Consider the following 24887-nt stretch of genomic DNA (forward strand, 5'->3'; position numbering starts at 1 on the left):
TATTTACCAAAAGAACGCATACAAAAACACCAAAACAATCATAATTGCAAATGCACTAATGTTGAATACCGCGTTTGTTTTGAAGGTTTCATTTCGCAATTCGAAGGCTTTATCATCGTCGAGGCCTTTGTTTTGATTCCAACTTAATAGTGCGATAATAGCCATAGTTAGCAATGTAGTATATCCCATTTGATCTAAGAAGGGTAGGCTCGGAAAGATGCTTTCCAAAGCAGTTCCATTGGCCCAACCTTTTGGCCCAACTTTGAAAAACATGGCAATTGGAATAGAAAACAAAGCTCCCCAAATGGCGGCTTTATTCGTGGTTTTTTTCCAAAACAAACCTAACAAGAAAATAGCTAAAATACCCGGACTTACAACGCCCGTATATTCTTGAATGAATTGAAACGCTTGGTTAATGCCACCTAACATCGGAGCTACAATTGCTCCAATAACTAATGCCACTGCAGAAGTCATTCTTCCCACTCTAACCGTAGCTTTATCATCAGCGTTTTTGTTGATGTATTGTTTGTAAATATCCATCGTAAAAATGGTTGAAGTTGAGTTTAGCATCGACGCTAAGGAAGAAACAATTGCGGCAGTTAATGCCACAAAAGCCAAGCCTTTTAACCCCGTTGGTAAAAACTGGATTAACCAAGGATAGGCTTTATCGGCAGCACCATCACTCGGAATATTTGTTAAACCTTCCATTCCCAAACGAGCTAACATTTCGGGGTCATTCACAATAACATAAGCGGCAATTCCCGGAATTACAACTATAAACGGAATCAGCAGTTTTAAAAAAGCTGCCAAAAGAATTCCTTTTTGAGCTTCTTTCAATGATTTGGCAGCTAGTGCCCGTTGAATGATGTATTGATTGAAACCCCAGTAGTATAAATTGGCCACCCAAAGTCCGCCAATTAAAACGCCAATTCCGGGTAAGTTCAAATATTCCGGATTGGATTCTTCTAAAATCATTGAAAATTTTGTGGGAGCCTTATCATAAATGATTCCCAACCCTTCCATCATGCCTTGTCCGTTAGAAACCGTATTTAAAGCCAGATAGGTTGTTGCCAAACCACCAAAAACCAGAAAAACCACCTGAATGGAATCGGTCCAAGCGATAGAGGCCAAACCACCATACAATGAATAAGCAGCTGCAAACAAAGATAGTCCGATAATGGCCCACATCATGTCGACTCCCATTACTGTATTCATGGCTAACGCTCCTAAATATAAAACTGAAGTAATGTTGACAAACACATACAAAGCCACCCAAAAGACGGCAAGGATTGTTTTTAGATTGGTAGAAAATCGTTTTTCAACAAACTCCGGTATGGTATAAATTCCTTTTTCAATAAAAATAGGGAGGAAGTATTTTCCAACAATGATTAGCGTAATGGCTGCCATCCATTCATACGAGGAGATGGCTAAACCAACGGCAAATCCTGAGCCTGACATTCCGATAAATTGTTCGGCAGAAATATTAGCGGCAATTAAGGACGTTCCAATTGCCCACCAAGGCAATGATTTACTGGCTAAGAAATAATCTTCTGCATTTTTTTGATGTCCTTTTTTGTCGCGAGACATCCATAATCCTACGCTTAAAATTAAGATTGCATAGCAAACAAAAACAACATAATCTAATGTTTCAAAACCTGTATTCATATTCGTCTAGTTTGGTTCTTTTTTCAATTTATAATGTAAGGTAGGTAAGTCTCGTAAAATTGCTGCACTTTTTTCGGGAGAAATATCCCGTTGTGCTTCTCCCATCATTTCATAGCCTACCATAAATTTTTTAACGGTAGCACTTCGCAACAAAGGTGGATAAAAATGCATGTGAAAATGCCATTCAGGGTGGGAAACTCTATCCGTTGGAGCTTGATGGATTCCGGACGAGTAGGGGAATGAGGTTTCAAACAAATTATCATATTTGATTGTGATTCCTTTTAAAATTTCGGCAAATGCAAGTGTTTCTTCTTTCGACATTGCGATGATGGTTCCAAAATGTCTTTTGCTGATTAGTAGGGTTTCATAGGGCCAAATTGCCCAAAAAGGAACCACAACTGCAAAATGTTCGTTTTCTAGAACGATTCGTTCCTTTTTTATTAATTCTGCATCTAGATATTCTTTTAACAAGCTTCTTTTGTTGGTTTCAAAATATTTTTCAAGGCTGTTTTGTGTTTTAGCAACTTGAGTGGGTAATGACGATTGTGCCCAAATTTGTCCGTGCGGATGTGGATTACTACAACCCATCACAGCCCCTTTGTTTTCAAAAATCTGTACGTAATTGATAAAGTCTTTGCTTCCCAATTCAATGTATTGTTCCTTCCATGTTTGAATTACTTTTTCAATGTCTGAAACCTCCATTTCAGGAATTGTTAGGTTATGCTTTGGCGAAAAACACACTACTTTGTTGATGCCGCGTTCCGGTTTTAATTGAAACATCGGATTTAAATTAGGTTCATGAACTACTTCTTCTTCTAACAAAGCGGCAAAATCATTCTCAAACACAAAACAATCGGTATAGTTGGGATTTTTAATCCCGTTGGAACGTTCGTTGCCGGGACACAAATAACAATTGGCATCATATTCGGGTAATGCCTCCGAATTATTTTTTTCATTTTGCCCTTGCCATGGTCTTTTGGTGCGATGTGGCGAAACCAAAACCCATTCGTCTATTAATGGATTATAGCGACGATGTGGGTGATCGTTGGGGTTGAATGTTTGCATCTTTTATACTTTTGTTGTTCCTTTTGAAATTTTGATTTTATAGGCGGATAGTTCAATACCAAAAGCATTTCTATACGTTTCAGATACTTTAGCTATTAGCTCATTTTCGGTTCCTTTTTCTACCAGATTGATGGAGCAACCACCAAAACCACCACCCATCATTCGGGCTCCTAAAACTGATTTTTCAGAACGTACAGCGTTCACTAAAAAATCAATTTCAGTACAGCTTACTTCATATTCTTTTGATAAACCTTCGTGGGTTTCATACATCAATTGTCCTAGTTTTTCAAAATCATTTTTGTCTAATGTTGCCACGGCTTCATTTACTCTTCGGATTTCATTGATTACAAAATGACATCGTTTAAAAAGCAATTCGCCCAATTCATTTTTTACATTGGCTAAATGATTTTCGGTGCAATCTCTAAAGCTTTTCACTTCCGGGAAATGACTTTTGATGATGGACAAACCTTGCTCCACTTCATTTCTACGGTCATTGTATCCGGAAGTTAAATGGGTGTGTTTCACATTGCTATCCAGTAAAAGTAATGCATATTTTTTAAAATTGGCGTTGTGGTATTCATATTCAAGCGAGGTGCAATCTAATTTTATTGCTTTGTTTTTCTTTCCAAATACACTCGCAAATTGGTCCATTATGCCACATTTTACGCCTACAAAAGTGTGTTCAGATTTTTGGCCGATTAAAGCAATTTCTTCTTTGCTTACGCCTAAATCAAACAACTTGTTCATTGCATAGCCAAAACCACATTCTAAAGCCGCAGATGAAGATAAACCGGCTCCCATAGGGATGCTACTACTGAAAACTATGTCAAACCCTTTTTCTGGAAACCCTTTTGATTTTAATTGGTGTAAGACTCCTAAAATATAATTCACCCACATTTTGTCAACGGGCACTAATGCATCATTGCTATGAAATTTATAAGCGTCATTTAAATCTTTTGCTACAATGGTACAAACACCAGTATCGTTTGTTGAAACGGCAAAGCAAATGTATTTGTTGATGGCTGCCGGGAGTACAAATCCGTCGTTGTAATCTACGTGTTCACCAATAATGTTGATTCGTCCCGGAGATAAAAAAACAGCTTCGGGTTTGTTGTGGAACTGCTTTTCAAAATGTTTAGTCGTTTCTTTGATTAACTTCTTTTTCATGGCTTTAATTCAAGTGTTGCTTCTTTCAATCCTTTGGCTGTGGCTTTAATTTTGATTCCTTTTTTAAAAGTAGTTGTTCGCACTAAAATTGTAGCCATACCAGCTTCTGCCGGAAATGGATTTTGACCAACTAATTCAACATCGGTACCTTCAATACTAAATGTAATCTCGGTTGTTGCATCCGAAACCAAATTTCCATTTGCATCAGTTATTGTAGCATACACAAAAACAACATCGGGAAAATCAGGATTTATTTTCACGGTTGATTCATCATAGCTTACAACTATTTTTGAGGGTTCATTGGCTGATTTTACACTATGTTCCGCTACTTTTTTTCCATTTATAAATCCTTCAGCTCGTAGTGTTCCTTTTTCAAATTTTGGAATAGAAAAAACAAATGGCGGATGGGGTAATTCATTAGAAAAAGGAGAAATAGTTGGTTTTTGTCTACTGATCAAAATGTCATTCACATAAAATGCGACTTCCTCACAATTACTGAAAACAGTTACGTCCAAAGGCGATTTTTCATTCCAATAGGAAGCAATATGAATCACGGGACCCGAAACTAATTTTTCGTTTAACTTCACTTTTGGAGAACGCTGACTTTGGTAGAAATAATGAGCAAATTTCGGGATACGAAAAATATCGCTGATGCCAGAACTTTCGATATCATCGGCATATCCGCGATTGTAATCAAACATCAGCCAATTGGCTTGACCAATAGTGTGTTTCCCTTTCAAATTTGAATTGAATGCTTCTTGATAATTGAATGCTTGTTGCAGCAATCGTTTTTCGCCGAAAGCACGCAATTGTCTGCTGGTGCGTTCTTCTTCTTTCAAATTGGAATAGGAAGTTTGATTAAAACCGGCGTTTTGAGCGTAATATTCCCAATCGCCATATTCAGCTATGAAGATTTTTCGGTTTTCTTTTTCGTAGTTGTTCCAATACTCCGGTGCTTTTCCGTGTTGACGAGCGGGAATATAAAGGTCGTAATTCGGATTATCAATCCAACCGGCGGTATATATGTTGGCATAAGGCAATTCACCCCGCAAGATTTCATTCGCCTTTTTCATGTAGGGTTCCTTCATGTCGCTTTCGTTCAGTGAAACTTCCCAAAAAACGACACTAGGATGATTTCGGTCTCTTCGGGCTAAATCCCGAATTTCCTGATAGGAGTTTTCTATAAATTTTTCGTCACCCGTAAATTGCCAACCTGAAATGCAATTCATCACTAAAAGTCCTAATTCATCACAAGCTTTCATGAAAGATTCGGTTTGCGGATAATGGGACATTCGAACAAAATCAAAACCTGCATTTTTAATTTTCACTGCATCGCGGTAATTGGCTTCGTCGGAAAGTGCATAGCCAATGTATGGATATTCCTGATGACGATTGGTTCCGTTGATGAATACTTTTTCATCATTCAAATAAAAGCCATCAGCTTTGAGCTCTGCTTTTCTGATTCCGGTTTGAATAGTTTGAGAGTCGATGGTTTTTGAATCAGCAATCAAATGTACTTCTACTTCGTATAAATTTGGGTTTTCAATTCCCCATAATTTTGGATTTAAAATTTCAACACTTTGCGAAAGTGATGCGTTCGAATTGGGCTCCATCGTGACTTCATTCGTTGTAAAAGAAATCGCTTCTGAACCATTTTTAAATGTGATGGATGCTTTTACTTTTTTCGATTTATCATCTTCATTCTTCACATGAATTTTTACACTACCGCTCGCTTTTTCTTTAGCAATGGTGTTGAAATTCACTAAAATTCCGCCACTATTTACTTTATTAGCATGAACGGCATCTGTGATATACGTTTTGTTTGTTTGGATTAAATAGACATTGCGATAAATACCGCCGTAATAATTAAAATCTAATGTTTTTAATGTTTTCCCCGGAGGAATTTGCGGATTGTCCTGATTATTTACTTTGACAATAATAGTGTTGTCGTGTGGTAAAACGATGTCAGTTATGTCAACGGTAAACGGCAAATAACCCCCTTTATGGTGTGTCATTAATTCACCATTCACCCAAACCCAAGCTTCATGCATAACGCCTTCAAAGTAGAGGAAAACTTTGTCATCAGTTTTTGGATGGTCAAATTTTTTCTGATACCAACAATCGCCTTGCCATTGATTGTTGACAATCAAAGGTTCCACTTGAGCCGTGTGTGGAAGTTGTACTTTTTCCCAATTGAGAGCAGTGGAGTCTTTCGTAAAAGTCCAATCGGAGCCAAAATTAACTTTGGTGCGGTTGGAAGTAGTTTCTTTTCCACAAGAAATAAAAAGCAGCGAAGTTAAGAAGAGTAAAATATAGTGTTTCATTGAGAATTTTTAAGCAAATTAATCTTTAAAAGCATCCAAAGCCGGAGAGGGTTGTCCGTTTTCCAGCCAGGCACTTAAACTGTAACCACTCCAGCTTTTTTCGCCTTGGGGTTCCCAGTATAAAATACCTAAGCCTTTGTTGTTAGGAACATTCTTGACTGCTTTGATGGTGGCTTCTAAAAGTTCTTTCGTGTTTTCAACTTTGTCATATTCGCCTCCCACTTCCACCACCATCACTTCGGTGTTGTAACGAGTTACTAAATCATTCAAGTTGAATTCTAAATTGGCAATAGTTTCTGTGTAATCTTTTTTCACCCAAAACGGATAATAGGAAAGTCCGATGACATCATATTTTACATTTTGAGCTTTGGCATTGTCAAAGAAAGTTCTGAATTTTTCGATGTTATCACCTTCGTCTAAATGCACGATTACTTTTATGGATTTATCCACCGCTTTTACAGCATCGTAGCCTTTGTTTAATAGAATTCCCAATTGGTTCCAATTGTCGGTACTTCCTTCGGGCCAAAGCATGCCGCCGGGAATTTCGTTACCGACTTGTACCCATTCGGTTTTTACTTTGGCTTTTTTTAAAGCCGTCATTACATCAAAGGTGTGGTTGTAGACTTCTTGAGCTAACTTTTCAAACGGAAGGTCTTTCCAAGCGGCGGGTTTGTTTTGTTTTCCCGGATCGGCCCATGAATCACTGTAATGAAAATTAATCATGATGCGAAAACCCATTTTTTGAGCCCGTTGAGCTAGAGCAACCGTTTCCTCTTTGCTACAATGGCCACTTCTTGGATCATCAGACGGATTGACAAACACACGCAAGCGAACCGTGTTCATGCCTCGGTCTTTCAATAATTGTAAGCCATCTTTTTTGGAGCCATCCGTATCATAAAATTGATAACCGGTTGCTTCCATTTGTGGTAACCATGTTACATCGGCACCTTTTGAAAATTCAACATTGTTTTGAGCAAAAGAGAGTTGCATGGTTACAACCAACAGGAGTACTTGAATTTTTTTCATCATTATTCTTTATTAAATACCTGAATTGCAGGTAAGGCGTTGTTTTCAAAATTCCAAAGAGCTTGGTTTTCCCAAGACGAACCATTGGTAGCTTGGCTTCCTCTGAAAGAAATCCACTCGGTTCCCCAATAGGCAAAACCTAATCCGTGGGGACTCTGTTTTAAACGGTTTTTAATTTCAAGTAAAAAGTTTTTTTGTCCTTCGGGGGTGGCAGGATAAGCCGGAATCAATTGGTCTTCTAAGCCAACGATGTTGTTTGTCCAGTCGTTCCATTGCAAGGTGAACGGATAGGCTGTTTCTGCCAAAAGCACTTTTTTATTGTGGGTTTGTCCCAATGTATTCATGGTTGAAGAAAGTGTTTCTAAATTTTTTCCATGCCAAATGGGATAATAGGATAAACCGATGTAGTCATAATCAACCGTAGTCATTTTGTTAAAAAACCATTCTGCACCGTTTAACCCTGCAAAATGCACCATGATTTTTGCTTGCGGACGAACGGAGCGAACGGTGGCACTTGCCGTTTGAAGTAGCTGAATACATTGGGCTTCATTGTTAATCAAATGGCCATCAGGGAAAAGTAATCCCACATTAATTTCATTGCCAATTTGGATGATGTCCGGTTGGATTTCATTCAGAAGCGATGTGGTATAGGTGGCTACTGCTGCTTTTAATTCTGTGAAATTTAACCCTTGCCACTCGGCAGGTTTTGCTTGATGACCCGGATCTGCCCAAGTATCGGAATAATGAACCGTAAGCCAAACTTTCATACCCGCTTGTTTCGCACGTTGGGAAAGAATTTTTGCTTCCACCAAACTCGAATGAATCGAAGATGGATTTTTCCACACTCGGATGCGGACTGTGTTGCAACCCGAATTTTTTAATGTGGTTAAGACGGCTTCGTTTTGTCCGTTATTTTTATAAACAGCTCCTGCACCTTCTGCTTCGGGTAGAAATGAAAGGTCGGCAGCTCTGATGAAATTATCTTCAACGACCGGAATTTCTTCTTCAGGAGTTTTATCATTATCAGAACAACTTACGAAAAGAAGTAAAGCGGGAATAATCAGAAAAAGTAAGTGTATTTTTTTCATAGTTTTTTAATTTATATGTTCAAAAGAAAAGATGGTTTGATGGTGGTAACGCTCTCCTTTTTTTAAAATAGCAGAAGGAAAATGAGCATGATTTGGTGCATCAGGAAAATTTTGTGTTTCAAAACATATCCCGCTTTTTGTATGATAGGCTGCGTTTTCTTTTCCCTTAATCATTCCAAAACAATTACCACCCACATAAATATGCACTGCCGGTTGATTGGTTGTAATATTCATATTGATTTTTGTTTTATCACTGAAAAGCGAAGCAGTAATTTTTGCCTTTTGATCAATAACGAATGTTGTGTCAATTGAAGTAGGACATTTTTTTTGCTGCATGAAATCAAAAGGACAGTTTGCAGTATGTAAAAGATTTCCTGTTGGAATATTTAGTGTGTCAGTTTCAAGAACTTTAGCCGCATTCACAAGCAAAGATTGCTTTTCGATACTATTTTGATGACCTTCTAAATTGAAATAACTGTGTTGTGTTACATTTAAAATGGTATCCTCGGTTGCATGAGCATGATATTCTACCACTACTTGATTGTTTTCCGTCAATAGGTACGTAACTTCAATCGTCAAAATTCCAGGATAATTTTCTTCTTCGTTTTTACTTATATATTGTAAAGTAATAGATGGAGATTCTCCTTCAATTCTATTTTTTAAACTCCAAAATTGTTTACTTAAGCCGTCATTTCCACCATGAAGGTGATGATTACCATGATTTTTATGTAATTGAATTGTTTTTCCGTTTAAAATAAAAGAGCCTTCATTTATTCTTCCGGCATACCTGCCCACTACAGCTCCAAAATAAGGGGCGTTTGGCAAATTGAACGAGTCCACATAAGCTTGTAAAGTATCAAAGCCTAAAACTACATCGATTTTTTCTAGATTTGCGAGAGGCACTTTTATAGATGTAATGGTTGCTCCATAATTGATTACAGCCAATTCCATCCCGTTTTTATTGGTCAAAGTATAACAAAAAACTTCTTTTCCGTCAGGAAGCAAACCGAAGGATTTCGTGTTTTTAGGGGAGGCAAATTGTGAATAATTATTTTTTTGCATGCTATTTTTATAGATATGCTAACAAAATTAGAAAAGTTTTGTTGTTTATCATACCAGTACCTACCAGTTTTTGTAACTTGCCCACCAGTTAATTCCTTTTTATGAAACTAATAAGCTTAGAGACTCAGTCAGGTATTCCAAAATACAAACAAATTATTTCGTCTGTAGAAATTGCTATAGCAGAAAATCGTTTAAATAGAGGAGATCAATTGCCATCCGTTAATAAATTGTGTTTGGAATTCTCCATTTCAAGAGATACTGTTTTGTTAGCCTATGATGAGCTCAAAAAACGTGGAATTGTATTTGCCATTCTTGGGAAAGGGTATTACATAAAAAGCACCGAATTTAGCTTTGAGCACCGCTATTTTGTTTTGTTTGATGAATTGAATGCCTTTAAAGAAAATTTATATAATTCTTTTTTAGAAGCAATTGATAATCGGGCACAAATTGATATTTTCTTTCATCATTTTAATTTGGACATGTTTCGAAAGTTAATTAATGAAAGTAATGGAAATTATTCCAAATATATTATCATGCCCACTAATTTAAAAGGAGCGGCTGCCATTATAAAAACATTGCCTAAAAATGATGTTTATATTTTGGATCAAACCAATGATGAACTGAGTGGATATCCTTCGGTGCATCAAAATTTTGTGAAAGACGTTTTTTCCGCTTTAGTGAAAGCCAAACTTTTGTTGAAAAAGTATGAACGCTTGGTTTTGATTTTTCCGGGATTCAAAGAACCATTGGGAATGGTGGAAGGGTTTGAGAAATTTGGTGCTGATTTTTTATTTGAAAATACAATTATTCCAAATTTTGAGCATCAAATTATAAAAAAAGGGACTGTTTATATTATTCCCAATGACCGGCATTTGGTAGAAGTAATTGAACAAGCTAAAAAGCAAGAGTTACAGATTGGTTTGGATTATGGGATTATTTCCTATAATGATACGCCTTTAAAAAAGGTAGTAGAAAATGGAATTACTACGATTTCAACTGATTTTACAGCAATGGGATTGCTATTGGCTGAAATGATTTTGAACAACAAAAAAGATAAAATAGAAAATCAAAGCGACTTACTAATCAGAAAGTCGCTTTAATGTTTTTATATTTATTCTGCTGCTACTAGTTTGCTGGCACTACGGTATACAAACTCATTATAGATATGTCTGCGTGCAAAACGAGCAGGCGATTCCGCATTCACCAATTTGATATAAGTAACTTTGGGTACGCCAAAATATTCAAACGAATTTCCGTCTAAAAAGTTGATGTATAAAACTCCGTTTTCGAAATAAAAATCAAGAATTCCAGAAGTTGTTGTCGTTTTTACATACTCTTCTTTTACTTTCTCTTGAGTTTCAGGTGCGATACTTACTAAAAAGTGGTAGGCTTCAATAATTTCTTTACTGCGTTCTTCAGCGGCATGGCGTTCATCAGCATCAGCAATGGTGTCAGGATGAATGTCTTTCATGCTGTTGCGGTAAATAGTTTTTAATTCCTTAAGGGTTGCTGTTTTAGTAACATCAAGCAATTTTCGGTATTCTGAGATTTTCTTCGAATTCATAAGTTAACTGTACATTCGTGATTGTTCACGATTTAAATTTTTTGCAAAAGTAGTCTTTTTATTTTACTATTCACCATAAAAGTAGCGACCAACCCTTTGGTAGTGAAATCGTTTTCAATCAAAAAGGCAAGGAATGTATCCTTGCCTTTTATTTTAATTGTGTTTTTTGGCGTTTTATTTTGCCGGAAAAATATCGATAATTACTGTACGATTATAAAATCGTTCTTCAGGAAGTTTGTTGTCAAAAGGAGATAAAGCTTCATTTTCACCATTTCCTTTAACTGTGAAAGTCACATCTTTTCTTCCCGCTTTTAATAAGCTGTTTTCCAAAATTTGTTTTACATCATTTGCTCTAGCCAAAGATAATACTTGATTATTTGCAGCATCACCAATCACATCAGTATAACCATTTATAACTACCCGTCCGTTTGAAGGGATTTTTGGAGTTACAATTTTTGATAAATAATCTTCATAGATTTTAATTGCTTCCGAATTGTTGAAATCATAAATTACACTATAACGCATGCTTTCTTCGTTAACTGAAGGTTTCCAAAGCACTACATGAGCTTCTTTATCTTCTCTCACAATTTGACCATCAGGAGTAGTTGCTATCATAGAAATGGTATAATGACCTTGTTCACGAGTTCCTAAAATAGTTTTAGTTGGAATGCTGGCCGATTCTTCTGTATAAGGGCCGTATTTTTGAATAGTCCCTTTTTCATCTTTTACTTCTACATTCCAAAATTTGAAAGCCTCTTTAGCACCCGGTAAATCAAAAGTAACATAGCTACTTTGTGGGGCTACTTTTGGACCTGTTAAAACTATTGGTTTCAATGGAGCATTTGATCCACTTTGAAATTCCATCAATAATTCAGGAGAGCTACTTTCAATAGAAACTCTTCGGTCACCTTGACGTAATAATTCCAGTTCTAATGTTCCACCAACTTGTTCTGATGGTAATTTAGGTTTTGTTCTACCTTCAACTGTTATTCTTGCCGGAGCAATTTCAAACACAGAAGTTAAATACGATTTAACCGACTCTGCCATTACTTTTGCGTCTTCAGGTCCTTTTTCTGATGAACCAACCAATTTGATTGTAGTAGATGGGTTTTTTTGCATACGATCACCTAAAATATTCAAGATGTTATAATAGACAACCATTCCACGATCAGAGCGACCAGAAAGATTGATTGGCTTGGTTGTTTCCAACTGATCTTCTTTAAAATCCTTAACTTGATTTTTGTTTAACAACACATATCGTGAAGGAATTTCTGTAGAGCCTAAATCAAAAAACACATAGTTTCTCAATGGAAAAGTCTCACTTACACTTGGTGAAGTATTTTCATTGCTTGGTGAATTAACACTAAAAGCATAAGGTTTGATTGTAGGTTCTTTTGTCAACGATTCAATTTCTTTTCCTTGACCAAATTTTAAAACGGCACCAACTCTAAGCGTTGAAACATTCCATGATTCAGATGAACGCGGGTTTTGTCCAAAATAAGGGTGAAAAGCAACATAAGGAGACACTACAAATTGTGTTTTGTTCTTTACTGAAGAAAGCATGATATCATATCCCATTCCAACTTGCATGGAAATTATTGATTCTCTTGTATCGCTAAAATCACCTCTTACTGCCGGTGTTGGTTCTTGATCAGGAAAATCAGGGTTTATTCCTAATTGATATCGGAATGAATTTTCAAGATTGAAAGCAAAACGAGGACCTCCATAAATATAAAAATCATTTCTAAAAGGAGCGATTCTTAAACTTGGCTCAATAGTAAGATAGGTAGTTTTTGTTTTTAAGTCGGCCGGACAATTACAAACGGTCATCACCTGATCAAAAGAAGCACTTCGGTCGTCAAAGCCTGCTTGAAAGATAAAACCTAGAACCGTTTTTGGTTTATAATATTCGATAGAAGGAGCGATGAATAACCCTGAACCAAAACCATTGTGAAATGCAGCAGGCACAGTTAAATCAGCATTTAAATTTTGTGTGGTACCACGATAAAAGTTCAAATTAGAACCGGCTGCTACACCAAAATACCAACTTGGTCGTGTAAAAACTGTCTCCTGTGCCTGAGATGAAAATTGAACTCCCATTATAAAAACAAGTAGCATAATGACGCTCTGTTTTTTTAAACTTGAATAGGATGTTTTTGTTAATTTAATATTATTGTTCATTGTAATGAAATTATAGTTGTTAAAAAAGGGTTTCAAACACCTTGGTGATTAAAACCCTTTTGTTTTTTTAGTTAGGTACGTTTATCGTTGTGTTAACCATAGTTACTGAAGCAACCAAAGAAATAGCTCTACCATTAAGAACGGTTTGCACTGTGTTTCCAGCGGTAGATAAAGTTACACCAGAGTTTGTTACAATGGTTCCCACCATTACACCACCACCGGCACTATTAATTATTGCTGTACTTCCCACTTGCCAAAACACATTTGAAGCAGAAGCTCCATTGATTAGGTTGACACTTTTTGCACCGGTTGGTCCGGCGATTCCAACTGTTAATCCTGAAGCTGTTTGGAAAACCCAAACGGCATTTGGATCGCCTTGAGCATCTAAAGTCAAGTTACCATTCGAAATATTAAAAGTGCCACTGTTTGATTTATAAACTCCCGGAGCTAAAGTCAATCCTCCCAATTCACCTGCACCCGGATCAATTCCGCCAGGCATTGCAGCTGGAGATAAGGCAATGTATAATGCATTGGCATCAAGCAAGGCTTGTTGAGCAATAGCAAAAGTAGTAGCATTACCCGGTGTTGGAGGGGCAGTATATATTCCGCCTGAAACTAGACCAACATTTAACGGTGTTTCTGTATAAATAGCACCTGTTAAACCATCGTGAAATCCAGTAACTAAGGTAGAAGCTGCAGTTGTTGCAATGCCTCCATTGATAATTACAGTGTTTATTCCTTGATTGGTAACGCCCGCATTTCCGCCAAAACTGGCGATATCGTCAAGCGAGCCTATATCAGGAATTCCTGCGGCACTTCCAATAGTTGTAAAACTCCAAACATAATTAGCAGTTAAGCCATTTCCAGTTGGATTTTGAGCACCAGTAGTAATGGTCGCCGTATAGGTAGTGTTTTCAAGCAAAGCTGAGGTAGGAGTAAAACTTACCATAGCACCTGTAAAACTAAAAGATACCGGAACCAAAGTTGTTCCGTTCATTAAAGTAAATGTACTGTTGTTAATAGTGGTAGGATTCATTACTTCACTAAATGTAGCTCTAATCACTTTATTCAAAGAAACATTTGTAGCATTGTTCAAAGGATCAGTAAAAACTACAAATGGAGCAACGATTGCACCTGTTGTGAACGTCCATTCATAATCACTTGCCATTGTTACACCAGATAAATTTTGTACACCACTTGCTATTATAGCAGTATAGGTTGTGTTTGGAAGTAAATTTACTGTTGGAGTAAAAGTTACTAAGGCACCAAAATAGTCAAATGTAACAGGAACAGCAGTTGTGCCGTTCATTAAAGAAAATGTAGCGTTTGTAATTGACAAAGGATTCATCGCTTCACTGAATGTAGCCGTGATAACTTTGTTTAAAGGAACACCGGTTGCTTCATCAATAGGATCGGTTGCTAAAACAATTGGTCGTATAGTGATGCCTGTTGTGAAACTCCAAACATAAGCAACTTGTAATGCGTTTCCTTCTTGATCTTTTACAGTTGTTTTAATTCTACCTGTATAGGTAGTGTCTTCGGATAGGTTGTTAGAGGGAGTAAATTTTACAGTAGTACCTGATGCATCATCTTCAAATGTAATCGTTCCTTCAATAGGAGACAATCCTTCAATTGTGAACGATTCATTTGTAATTGTAGACGTTCTCATTTGTTTGTTAAACGTCACAGAGATTACCTGATCAAAAGGAACATTTAATGCACCATTAGTCGGAATAGTAGAAGTTACCAAAGGACATAAACCACTTACAGCAATCTCTTCGTCGTCAGAACAAGATTGAAATAGCACGATAACGGCCAAGGTTAAAATCTTAAAAAAGTTTTTTGTTTTCATTATTTATTAGGTTAAATTATAGATTGGGGAATGAACCATAATCCACAACAAAGGTTGCCTAATAAATAAGTGATGTTGTTACACAATTAGTGTTTTAAATTATACAATTCAGGTTTGTTGCATGTGTCATGATTTTTTTTTCAAAAATGTTACCAATCCTGCAACAGCTAGAACACCACCGATAATCATGCTTATCATTCCTTTATTATCTGTTTTGCCAAACAATTCACCAATTTGAGAACTAGCGGAATCCATGTGATTCATGCCATAAATAAGTAGAGCTACACCAACGCCGATAAGTACCAGGCTAATAATTTTTTTAGAATCCATGATTGAAGTTTTAGAAGTTATTAGTTAGCAAGGTAGGGTATTATTTAATAGGGGAATGATTTAATTTCTTTTTCGGAACTTTTTAAATAAAAAAAAAGAACCAATTTCTTGATTCTCTTTGCTTAGTAGTGTGAGTTTAAATCTTACCTGTGTCCGTCTGGGCTGATATGAGCCTTCCGATTTATGTAATAAAAAAAGCTTCATATTTCTATGAAGCTTAATTCTAGTAGCGGGAACAGGACTCGAACCTGTGACCTTCGGGTTATGAGCCCGACGAGCTACCTACTGCTCTATCCCGCGATGTTTCGGGTGCAAATATACAACCTTTTTATACAATTGCAATATTTTTTTTAATTATTGTGTTTTTTGATCGTTGTAATTTGGGTATATTTGAGAAACAAATCACATGATTTATCTGACCGATCTTATTTCAAAATGGACTAACTCTTTGGAGTGGATGATGTTAGTTATGGTAATTGGTGGTGGTTTATTTTTGATAAGTTATGCGAAGTTTAAGCCCTATTTTTATTTTAAACACGCTCTTCAAATTGTTGCAGGAAAGTTTGATAAAACCGAAGATGTTGGTCAGGTAAGTCATTTCCAAGCTTTATCGGCTGTAATTGCAGCAACGGTTGGATTGGGCAATATTTCCGGAGTGGCTGTTGCTATTTACAGTGGTGGTCCCGGAGTTGTTTTTTGGATGTGGGTTACTGCTTTTATCGGCATGGGAATCAAATTTTATTCTTGTACGTTGGCAGTATTACTGCGTGAGGTGGATGCAAATGGCATTGTCAGAGCCGGTCCGATGTATTATATGTCAAAAGGTTTAGGGAAAATAGGGAAGACTCTGGCGGTTTTCTTTGCATCGGTCACTCTATTAGGCGTATTGCCGGTTTTTACAGCCAATCAGTTGACGCAATCGTTGATGGAAGTTTTGCAACCCAATACTTTTTGGGCAATTGGAGATTTTAATTGGAAACTACTTTTTGGTTCACTATTGATTGTGATTACCGCCACAATTATTTTTGGCGGTTTAAAGAAAATTGTTCGCGTCACTTCGGCTTTGGTTCCTTTTATGGTTGTGATTTATTTGTTGGTGGCACTATTTATTTTGGTAACAAATGGTACTAAAATCTTACCCACTTTTCAATTGATTTTTACAGAAGCTTTCAATTGGGAGACTTCCGTCATTGGTGGTTTGTCGGGTTTAATCATCATTGGTATGCGAAGGGCTGTTTTTTCTAATGAAAGCGGATTGGGAACAGCACCCATTTATCATGGTCAATCCAAAACTAACGAACCTGTTCAAGAAGGTTTGGTTGCCATGCTCGGACCGTTTATTGACACGATTATAGTTTGTACGATTACGGCATTACTGATTTTGATAAGCGGTGTTTATTTGGAAGGCGATAAAAACGGTATTGTTTTAACCATGGCTGCTTTTGATCTATTATTGTTCGGATTTGGCAAACCCTTGTTGTTAATTTTGGTGTTGGTTTTTGCTTTATCTACGTTGTTTACCTATTCTTTTTATGGTACACAATGTTTAACTTTTCTCGGAGGAATAAAAATTGGCAAGTATTACAACCCAATTTACTTATTGAGTATTATCTTTGCAGCAATTGCCTCTCTTGAATTTGTAATCGGATTGATAGATTTGGCATTTGCTCTAATGAGTATCAGTAATATGATTGCATTAGTGCTTTTGGCACCCAAAGTAAAAGAAGCGACCTATCATTATTTTAAAAATCAGTATGGAAAATCATAAAGCCGGATTCGTCAATATCATTGGAAATCCAAATGTAGGAAAATCAACTTTGATGAATGCGTTCATTGGAGAAAAATTGTCCATTATTACTTCAAAGGCACAAACAACGCGTCACAGAATTTTAGGAATTGTAAACGGCGATGATTTTCAAGTGGTTTTATCAGACACTCCCGGAATTATAAAACCGGCTTATGAAATGCAGGAATCCATGATGCAGTTTGTAAAATCAGCTTTTGAAGATGCCGATGTTTTGATTTATATGGTTGAAATAGGAGAGAAGGAGTTAAAAGACGAAGCTTTTTTTAATAAAATCATTCACACTTCCATTCCGGTTTTGTTGTTGTTGAATAAGATTGATAAATCCAATCAAGAACAATTGGAAGAACAGATTGCTTTGTGGAAAGAAAAAGTGCCCAATGCCGAAATTTTTGCCATTTCAGCTTTAGAAAATTTCAATGTTAAAGAAGTGTTCAATAGGATTTTAGAATTGTTACCACTTTCACCGCCCTACTATCCAAAAGATACCTTAACCGATAAACCGGAGCGTTTTTTTGTGAACGAAACCATTCGCGAAAAGATTTTAATGCATTATGATAAAGAAATTCCTTATGCTGTTGAGGTAGAAACGGAAGAGTTTATCGAAGATGAAAACATCATCCGAATTCGTTCCATAATCATGGTGGAACGCGATACACAAAAAGGAATTATTATTGGGCACAAAGGTGCTGCTCTAAAAAGAGTAGGCGTTCAATCTCGTGAAGATTTAGAAAAATTCTTCGGTAAACAAATTCACATCGAACTTTTTGTTAAAGTAAGTAAAGATTGGCGAAGCAATGCGTTTCAGTTAAGACGATTGGGGTATAATCAGAAGTAGGTGATTGGTGATGGGTGATTGATCCTTTCGTTTAAAAAATAAAAAGTTATTCTTCCAAAATTTTATCCATCAAAACTTCCAATTCTTTGGCTTGCTTCAATCCTTTTTTTCGGTTAAGACGAGCAATAAAATAGAGCAAAAACCAAATGTTTACCATGGCAAACATCACAACCAAATCAAATCCATAGGCTTGATTTAATGACCATTTGGAAAAAGCTATCATTGAAAAAATGACAAATATTCCTGCCACTACAAAGTGAAGAAACATAAATAATGTCCACAAAACAGGATCCGGGCCATACAAACCTCTTATAAAAGTATTGCCATCTTCCATTTTTTCAATTTCTAAATGCAAATGAGGCGAATGTTTCTCTCGATGTAACATACCGATGTTTAACCAAATATGATGTCCTGAAACTTTTATTTTATAATCAGGTTCAACTTTTTCTTTCAGTTGTTCGCAACTGTTTAAAATGTCATCATAGGATTTGGTCACTACTTTATCAAAGCGATATCGAAGCGATATTTGTTCGTCTATATCCATTTTTGGTTGGGCTTGTTTTTGAGATACTAATTTACGAATTATATATTGGAACGTAAAATTAGTAGCTTTATTTTTAATTATTACTTCAAAAAGCAGCTCAAAATTTGCATAAAAGTTTAAACGCTGTACTTCAAACAAAAAAGCTACCTTTGCAAAATATTAGAAATTAGAAGTATGAGTACTATTGTAGCCATTGTAGGAAGACCAAATGTTGGAAAATCAACACTTTTTAATCGTTTGATAAAACGAAGAGAAGCAATTGTTGACTCCGTAAGTGGTGTAACCCGCGACCGAAATTATGGAAAAAGTGAATGGAATGGAAAGGAATTTTCAGTAATTGATACCGGTGGATACATTAAAGGTTCAGACGATATTTTTGAAGCAGAAATCCGTAAACAAGTAGAATTAGCCATTGATGAAGCTGATGTTATTATGTTTGTGGTTGATGTTGAAGAAGGCATAACGCCAATGGATGATGAGGTGGCAAAATTACTTCGCAAAATCACCAAGCCTGTTATTGTGGTGGTTAACAAAGTAGATAATGCCATGCGTGAAAAAGACGCCTATGAATTTTATAATTTAGGATTAGGCGAGTTCATCACTATTTCAAGTACTTCCGGAAGTGGAACAGGAGAGTTGTTGGATGAACTAATCAATGTTTTTCCAAATAGACCCGAACCTACACAAGAAGAAATAGAATTGCCTCGTTTTGCTGTAGTTGGCCGTCCTAATGCCGGAAAATCAAGCTTTATCAACGCACTTATTGGTGTAGATCGTTATATAGTTACGGATATTGCCGGAACAACTCGAGATTCTATTGATACCAAGTACAACCGATTCGGTTTTGAATTTAATCTGGTAGATACTGCCGGAATTAGAAGAAAAGCCAAAGTGAAGGAAGATTTAGAATTTTATTCTGTTATGCGTTCTGTTCGAGCTATTGAACATGCAGATGTTTGTATTTTGATGATTGATGCTACTCGAGGATTTGAAGGTCAGGATCAAAGTATTTTTTGGTTAGCTGCTAAAAACAGAAAAGGGATTATCATTTTGGTTAACAAATGGGATTTAGTTGAAAAAGAAACCATGTCAACCCGTGATTATGAAGTAAAAATCAGAAAAGAGTTAGAACCTTTTACAGATGTCACTATTTTATTCGTTTCGGCTTTGACCAAACAACGTTTGTTGAAAGCGTTAGAAGAAACCGTTAAAGTTTTTGAAAACAGAAGACAACGGATTCCAACTTCAAAATTCAACGATTATATGTTGAAATTGATTGAAGCCTATCCGCCACCGGCTTTAAAAGGTAAATATGTGAAGATTAAATATTGCATGCAGTTGCCAACTCCAACACCTCAGTTTGTGTTTTTTGCCAACTTACCACAATATGTAAAAGAAGCTTACAAACGATTTTTAGAAAATAAAATCAGAGAACATTGGGATTTTTCAGGTGTTCCGATTGATATTTATATTAGAGAAAAATAAAAATTAGATTTCTATTCTAATCCATTAAATAATTAAGGTTCATTAAGTTTTATTGACTAATGAACCTTAATTGCTTAATGGATTTTTTATTTCGAGTTTGAATTGTAATTTTAAATGTTAAAGTTTGTGTAAGAAATTTTAACATTTCATACTAAAAGTGTTATTTCGCTGTTATAGAATTTTCTCACAGCCAAATTTTTAACATTGTATGTCTAAACATTTCCTAACCCTAGCTTTGTTTTTTTGTATTTGTATTGCCAATAGTCAAAATTTTGTAACCGTTAAAGGTAAAATAATTGATGAAACATCTAAACTTCCCCTTGAATCGGCAACAGTTTTTTTAACTTCAAAAAAAGACTCCACCGTAATTGATTATACTATTTCGGAAAAAAACGGGAATTTTGAACTCAAAACGCGTAAGAATGACCAAGCGGTATTTTTAAAAGTTTCCTACATGGGCTATAAAAGTTTCAGAAAAGAAATCAATGATTTGAAAGAAAACTTAGAATTGGGATTTATCTCTCTGAGTGAAAATGGCACCGCATTGGATGAAGTGGTTATAAAAGGCGAAGCACCACCGGTTCGAATTAAAAACGACACTTTAGAATTTGATGCCGCTTCTTTTAAAGTAGGAGCCGATGCCAATGTTGAAAAACTGCTCAAACAATTACCCGGAGTTGAAATTTCTCCCGAAGGCAAAATTACAGTAAACGGAAAAGAAGTCAACCAAATTCTTGTGAACGGAAAACCGTTTTTTGGCAAAGACGGAAAAATAGCTACGCAAAACCTACCTGCTGAAATTATAGAAAAAATTCAAGTAGTTGATACAAAAACCAAAGCAGAAGAATTGTCTGGAGATACCGCTTCCGGTGAAGAAAAAACAATCAACCTAACCATTCAAGAAGATAAAAATAAAGGTTTTTTTGGTAAAATTATGGGCGGTTATGGTTCCGATGAACGGTATGAATCCAGTTTGTTGCTCAATTGGTTCAAAGGCGAACAAAAGATTAGTGTCTTAGCTTCGGCAAACAATATCAACTCGGTCGGGTTTTCGATGAATGAGATTTTTGATAATATGGGTGGCGGTAGGAATGTATCGGTTTATTCCAGTGATGACGGCTCTTTTGGAATTAACGGAATGAGTTTTGGCGGAAGTAATGGCATAACCACTTCCAATTTAATTGGAATTAATTATGCCGATAAATGGTTAAAAAAAGTAGATGTAAATAATAATTATTTTTTCACCAATGCCGAAACCGAAAATGTAAATCGAACTTCACGGACTAATTTATTGCCAACTGAAACTACGTTTACTGAATCAAATTCTACTTCAAATCGAATTGGGAATTCGCATAATTTGAGTTTTAATTTCGAAATAAAATTAGACTCAACCGCTACTATTTATTTGGAGCCAAGACTTGTTAAAGCTTTAAATAAAGACCGTTTCAACACTAATCAAGAAACACGTAATCAGGCAAATGAACTTTCCAATGAAAGTAATTCTAATACATTTTCAGATGTGGATGATACTTCTTTTGAAAACAGTATTTACTTCTTTAAATCATTCAAAAAGAAAGAGCGTGGAATTTCTGCTTCGTTAACAAATGAACATAAAAAAACAAACACTTTTTCTAATTTGAATTCTTCTACATTTTATTATTTAACGGGAGAACCGGATGATATTCGAGATCAAAATGTTTTTAGGGATAGAAAATTTAATAAGGTCGAAACAGAAGTTCGCTACAGTGAACCCATAACCGATTCATTAAAAGTAAGTGTAGCGTCGCAGTTTACTTATTATGCTTCTAAAGATTCAGATGCAACCTTTGATTTTGATGAAGTTGCCGGGAGTTATTCTGAATTTAATGCTCCGTTATCCAACGAAATTAATTCGAGTGTTATTAAAATTCACCCATCTGTCAGATTAAGTTGGAATAAAAAGAATTTAAGAGCCGGATTTGGAGCCGGTCCTGAGTTTGTTACATTTAAAAACGAATCCGATTATTTGGCAGTTACTACACGATTGAATAAAAATTATGTTTTCCCAAGAGGTAATGCTAATTTATATTACACGATTAGCAAAGGAAAATCTATTTACGCCAATTATAATTTTAAGATGGAATTGCCATTGGCTAACCAATTTCTTCCGGTTGAAAATCTTTCTAATCCATTAAATACGATTGTTGGAAACGGCGACTTAAATCCTACTCAACAGCATTCTGTTTATTCTAATTTTAATAATTATGATTGGCAATCAAGAAGTGGTTTTTTCTTTTATGCTGGAATGACAATGTCTAAAGATCAAATTGTTTCTTCTACTGTTTATGATGAAAGTTTTAGAGCACAAACCACGTATGAAAATGTAGACAAAGGATTGAATAGTTATATGGGTGTTTCCTGGAGCAAATCATTCAAAAAAGAAAAAAGAAATTTACGTTTAAGCGTTGGTTTAGATTCCGGTTACAATATCAATCAAGGATTGACTAATGCCGAATTGTACGAAGCAAAAGGATGGAGATTAGAACCACGAGTAAGTTTAAATTGGAGTATTGAAGATTTAGTAACCATCGCACCAAGTTATAGTTACAATTTCAATTCAACCGATTTTAAAAATTATGTAATTGAAAACGCCAACAATTTTGTACATCGTTTCAAAATGGAATTTACCAGTTATTGGCCGAAGAAAGTAGTTTTTGGAAATGATTTTGGATATACCTATAACTCCAACATTGCCGATGGTTTTCAAAAAGATTTCTATTTATGGAACACCAGTTTGGGATACAATTTTTACAAAGACCGATTGCTGGCCAAAGTGAAAGTATATGATGTATTAAACCAAAATGTAGGTGTTAGGCGAACCATCACGCCAACCGCAATTACCGATACGGAAAACATCGTTTTACAACGTTATGTCATGTTTTCTCTGACTTACAAATTAGATAAATTTGGAGGTAAAAAAGATAAAGAAGGCGGAATGTTTATTTTAGATTAAAAGAAAAAAGCGACTTGGAATAGTCGCTTTTTTTTATGTTTAAGTTGTTTTTTTACCAACCACCACTTGCACCGCCGCCGCCAAATCCGCCGCCGCCGCCAAATCCGCCAAAACCACCTCCGGAAGAACCGCCACCAAAACCACCTCCGAAACTACCACCACCGCCTCCACGGCCCATTCGGCTTAGGATGATTACGTCAAGTAAATCAGGCCCGGAAAAAGTTCCTGTGTTGTTGTTTCCACCATTTTTTTTGTTTGAAAGGATGATAATCATGATTATAAAAAAAAGAAGAATAAAAAAAATAAAACCACCACCACCATTTTTATTTTTTAAATCGTTTTTATATTCACCACTCATAACTTGCATGATGGCTGTTGTTCCCTTGTCAATTCCTTCAAAATAGTTGCCGGTTTTGAATTCGGGTTTAACTACTTGCTCAATGATTCGTTTAGCTAAAGCATCGGTTAACAAATGTTCTGCTCCGTATCCTGATTGAATGGACATTTTACGGTCGTCTTTTGCAATTAAAAAAACAATACCATTGTCTTTACCTTTTTGACCAATTTTCCATTTATGACCAATATCGGTTGCATAACGATTAATATCATCTCCGTTGGTAGTTTTGATCACTAAAACCAATAGTTCTGTTGAAGTGCTGTCGTAATAGTTTTTTAATTTTTCATATAAAAAACGATATTCATTTTCAGATAAAGTATTTGTTTGATCTATGATGGGCTCAATCTTAGTTGGAGCTTCGGGTATTTTATTACTTTGAGAAAATCCAACAAATGAAATTGTGGCTATCATCAAGATAAGTAGTGGTGTACTGATTTTCTTAAAATAACTATACATTATCCTTTTGATATTTCGTTGGAAAGTTCATTAGAATCATCATTTTGAAAAGGAAAATTATGTTTAAGTTTTTCGCCGGCTCTCAAAATGCCCTCAATCAATCCTTTTTTGAATTGTTTCTTTTTAAAATTTTCTATCACAATATCTTTGGTACAATCCCAAAAATCAGATTCAACAACATCGTTGATTCCTTTGTCTCCAATAATTGCAAAAGTGTGATCTGAAACACCAACATAAAATAATACACCATTTCGCAATGCCGTTTCATCCATTTTAAGTTGATGAAAAACCTCTTGAGCTCTTTCAAGAGGTTTTAAATCTGTATGGTTTTCAATGTGAACTCGTATTTCGCCGGAGGTGTTTTGTTCAGCACTATGAATAGCTTGCACAATTTCTGCTTCTTCCTCTGCCGTTAGAAAATCTTCAACGATTGACATATTTTTTTAAAAATTAAAATTTACATCCGGGGCAACATCGGCTCCCTCAACAGATTTGAAACGTTCCATTTCTTTGAAGCCCATAATTCCGGCAAATAAAACAGCAGGAAACGATTTGATTTTTTTGTCATAAACATTAACCGTTTCGTTATAGCGATCTCTAACTACATTAATTCTGTTTTCTGTTCCTTCTAATTGTGATTGCAATTCCAAAAAGTTTTGATTGGCTTTTAAGTCAGGATAACGCTCAACTGTTACTAATAAACTTTTTAAAGCACCGGCTAGACCATCTTGAGCTTGTTGAAATTGTGCCATTTGTTCAGGTGAAATATTTGTAGGGTCAATAGTAATTGAAGTGGCTTTTGCTCTAGCCTCAATAACTGCTGTAAGGGTTCCTCTTTCAAAATCGGCAGCACCTTGAACGGTTTTAACCAGATTTCCAATTAAATCATTACGTCTTTGATAACTGCTTTCAACATTTGACCAAGCAGTTTTTGCATCAGCTTGAACAGCTACCAATCCATTGTAGGAAGAAGCAGCAATAATTACCAACACTAAAATAATTCCAACGGGGATTAACCATTTTTTCATACTATTTGTTTTTTAAGGT

At 35.8% G+C, this 24887-nt stretch carries 20 protein-coding genes and 1 tRNA gene; 5 read left to right on the plus strand and 16 right to left on the minus strand.

The window, feature by feature from the left end; translation table 11 throughout:
• Window positions 1-3: 3 nt before the first annotated feature.
• The 7 genes from IEV15_RS00810 to IEV15_RS00840 are packed head-to-tail and all read right to left on the minus strand — an operon-like array spanning window position 4 to window position 9397.
• On the minus strand, window positions 4-1665 hold the full coding sequence (locus tag IEV15_RS00810; protein ID WP_188360593.1) for a sodium/sugar symporter: 1662 nt from the start codon (window positions 1663-1665) through the stop codon (window positions 4-6).
• 6 nt (window positions 1666-1671) lie between these two features.
• Window positions 1672-2730, minus strand: coding sequence for a UDP-glucose--hexose-1-phosphate uridylyltransferase (locus IEV15_RS00815; protein ID WP_188360594.1), 1059 nt, complete (start codon window positions 2728-2730; stop codon window positions 1672-1674).
• A 3-nt stretch (window positions 2731-2733) separates the two neighbouring features.
• A complete protein-coding gene (galK, locus tag IEV15_RS00820; RefSeq protein ID WP_188360595.1) occupies window positions 2734-3897 on the minus strand; it encodes a galactokinase in 1164 nt (387 codons plus the stop codon).
• Complete coding sequence (locus tag IEV15_RS00825; protein WP_188360596.1) at window positions 3894-6221, minus strand: glycoside hydrolase family 2 protein; 2328 nt, start codon at window positions 6219-6221, stop codon at window positions 3894-3896. The genes galK and IEV15_RS00825 overlap by 4 nt, the downstream gene beginning before the upstream one ends.
• An 18-nt stretch (window positions 6222-6239) precedes the next feature.
• Window positions 6240-7247 carry a glycoside hydrolase family 53 protein gene (locus IEV15_RS00830; protein WP_229734068.1) on the minus strand — a complete coding sequence of 336 codons (1008 nt, stop codon included), beginning with the start codon at window positions 7245-7247 and terminating at the stop codon, window positions 6240-6242.
• A gap of 2 nt (window positions 7248-7249) precedes the next feature.
• Window positions 7250-8335, minus strand: coding sequence for a glycoside hydrolase family 53 protein (locus IEV15_RS00835; RefSeq protein ID WP_188360597.1), 1086 nt, complete (start codon window positions 8333-8335; stop codon window positions 7250-7252).
• A 6-nt stretch (window positions 8336-8341) separates the two neighbouring features.
• A complete protein-coding gene (locus IEV15_RS00840; RefSeq protein WP_188360598.1) occupies window positions 8342-9397 on the minus strand; it encodes an aldose epimerase family protein in 1056 nt (351 codons plus the stop codon).
• 101 nt (window positions 9398-9498) lie between these two features.
• On the opposite strand from IEV15_RS00840, the gene IEV15_RS00845 reads away from it, so the two are divergent.
• Entirely contained in the window at window positions 9499-10497 is a 999-nt protein-coding gene (locus tag IEV15_RS00845) for a GntR family transcriptional regulator (protein ID WP_188360599.1), read from the plus strand.
• Window positions 10498-10508: 11 nt separating this feature from the next.
• On the opposite strand, the gene IEV15_RS00850 is transcribed toward IEV15_RS00845, so the two are convergent.
• The 5 genes from IEV15_RS00850 to IEV15_RS00870 all read right to left on the minus strand — a co-directional run bounded on the left by IEV15_RS00850 (window position 10509) and on the right by IEV15_RS00870 (window position 15624).
• Window positions 10509-10961 (minus strand): KTSC domain-containing protein, encoded by a 453-nt coding sequence (locus tag IEV15_RS00850; protein WP_188360600.1) that lies wholly within the window; start codon window positions 10959-10961, stop codon window positions 10509-10511.
• A gap of 174 nt (window positions 10962-11135) precedes the next feature.
• A complete protein-coding gene (locus IEV15_RS00855) occupies window positions 11136-13079 on the minus strand; it encodes an OmpA family protein (protein WP_229734069.1) in 1944 nt (647 codons plus the stop codon).
• A gap of 130 nt (window positions 13080-13209) precedes the next feature.
• Window positions 13210-14994: an Ig-like domain-containing protein gene (locus IEV15_RS00860; protein ID WP_188360602.1), complete on the minus strand. Its 1785-nt coding sequence runs from the start codon at window positions 14992-14994 to the stop codon at window positions 13210-13212.
• Between the two features lie 126 nt (window positions 14995-15120).
• Window positions 15121-15324 (minus strand): DUF3185 family protein, encoded by a 204-nt coding sequence (locus IEV15_RS00865; RefSeq protein ID WP_188360603.1) that lies wholly within the window; start codon window positions 15322-15324, stop codon window positions 15121-15123.
• 227 nt (window positions 15325-15551) lie between these two features.
• A tRNA-Met gene (locus IEV15_RS00870) sits at window positions 15552-15624 on the minus strand.
• Between the two features lie 106 nt (window positions 15625-15730).
• Here IEV15_RS00870 and IEV15_RS00875 point away from each other — a divergent pair.
• Both IEV15_RS00875 and era read left to right on the plus strand, forming a co-directional pair.
• A complete protein-coding gene (locus IEV15_RS00875; RefSeq protein WP_188360604.1) occupies window positions 15731-17092 on the plus strand; it encodes an alanine/glycine:cation symporter family protein in 1362 nt (453 codons plus the stop codon).
• Window positions 17079-17966: a GTPase Era gene (gene era / locus IEV15_RS00880; protein ID WP_188360605.1), complete on the plus strand. Its 888-nt coding sequence runs from the start codon at window positions 17079-17081 to the stop codon at window positions 17964-17966. Before IEV15_RS00875 ends, era begins: the two co-directional genes overlap by 14 nt.
• Before the next feature lie 46 nt (window positions 17967-18012).
• Here the strand turns inward: era and IEV15_RS00885 are convergent, their stop codons facing one another.
• Window positions 18013-18510: a hypothetical protein gene (locus tag IEV15_RS00885; protein ID WP_229734070.1), complete on the minus strand. Its 498-nt coding sequence runs from the start codon at window positions 18508-18510 to the stop codon at window positions 18013-18015.
• 174 nt (window positions 18511-18684) lie between these two features.
• On the opposite strand from IEV15_RS00885, the gene der reads away from it, so the two are divergent.
• Window positions 18685-19995: a ribosome biogenesis GTPase Der gene (gene der, locus IEV15_RS00890; protein ID WP_188360606.1), complete on the plus strand. Its 1311-nt coding sequence runs from the start codon at window positions 18685-18687 to the stop codon at window positions 19993-19995.
• A gap of 208 nt (window positions 19996-20203) precedes the next feature.
• A complete protein-coding gene (locus IEV15_RS00895; protein WP_188360607.1) occupies window positions 20204-22987 on the plus strand; it encodes a TonB-dependent receptor in 2784 nt (927 codons plus the stop codon).
• 52 nt (window positions 22988-23039) lie between these two features.
• Here IEV15_RS00895 and IEV15_RS00900 read toward each other — a convergent pair whose 3' ends face one another.
• From IEV15_RS00900 to IEV15_RS00910, 3 genes are read right to left on the minus strand one after another with little or no spacing between them, the layout of a single operon-like run.
• Window positions 23040-23840, minus strand: a complete 801-nt coding sequence (locus IEV15_RS00900; RefSeq protein WP_188360608.1) for a TPM domain-containing protein — start codon at window positions 23838-23840, stop codon at window positions 23040-23042.
• Complete coding sequence (locus IEV15_RS00905; RefSeq protein ID WP_188360609.1) at window positions 23840-24277, minus strand: TPM domain-containing protein; 438 nt, start codon at window positions 24275-24277, stop codon at window positions 23840-23842. Before IEV15_RS00905 ends, IEV15_RS00900 begins: the two co-directional genes overlap by 1 nt.
• A 6-nt stretch (window positions 24278-24283) precedes the next feature.
• Window positions 24284-24868: a LemA family protein gene (locus tag IEV15_RS00910; protein ID WP_188360610.1), complete on the minus strand. Its 585-nt coding sequence runs from the start codon at window positions 24866-24868 to the stop codon at window positions 24284-24286.
• Between the last annotated feature and the right edge of the window lie 19 nt (window positions 24869-24887).

Source organism: Flavobacterium orientale, assembly GCF_014638005.1.
GTDB lineage: Bacteria > Bacteroidota > Bacteroidia > Flavobacteriales > Flavobacteriaceae > Flavobacterium > Flavobacterium orientale.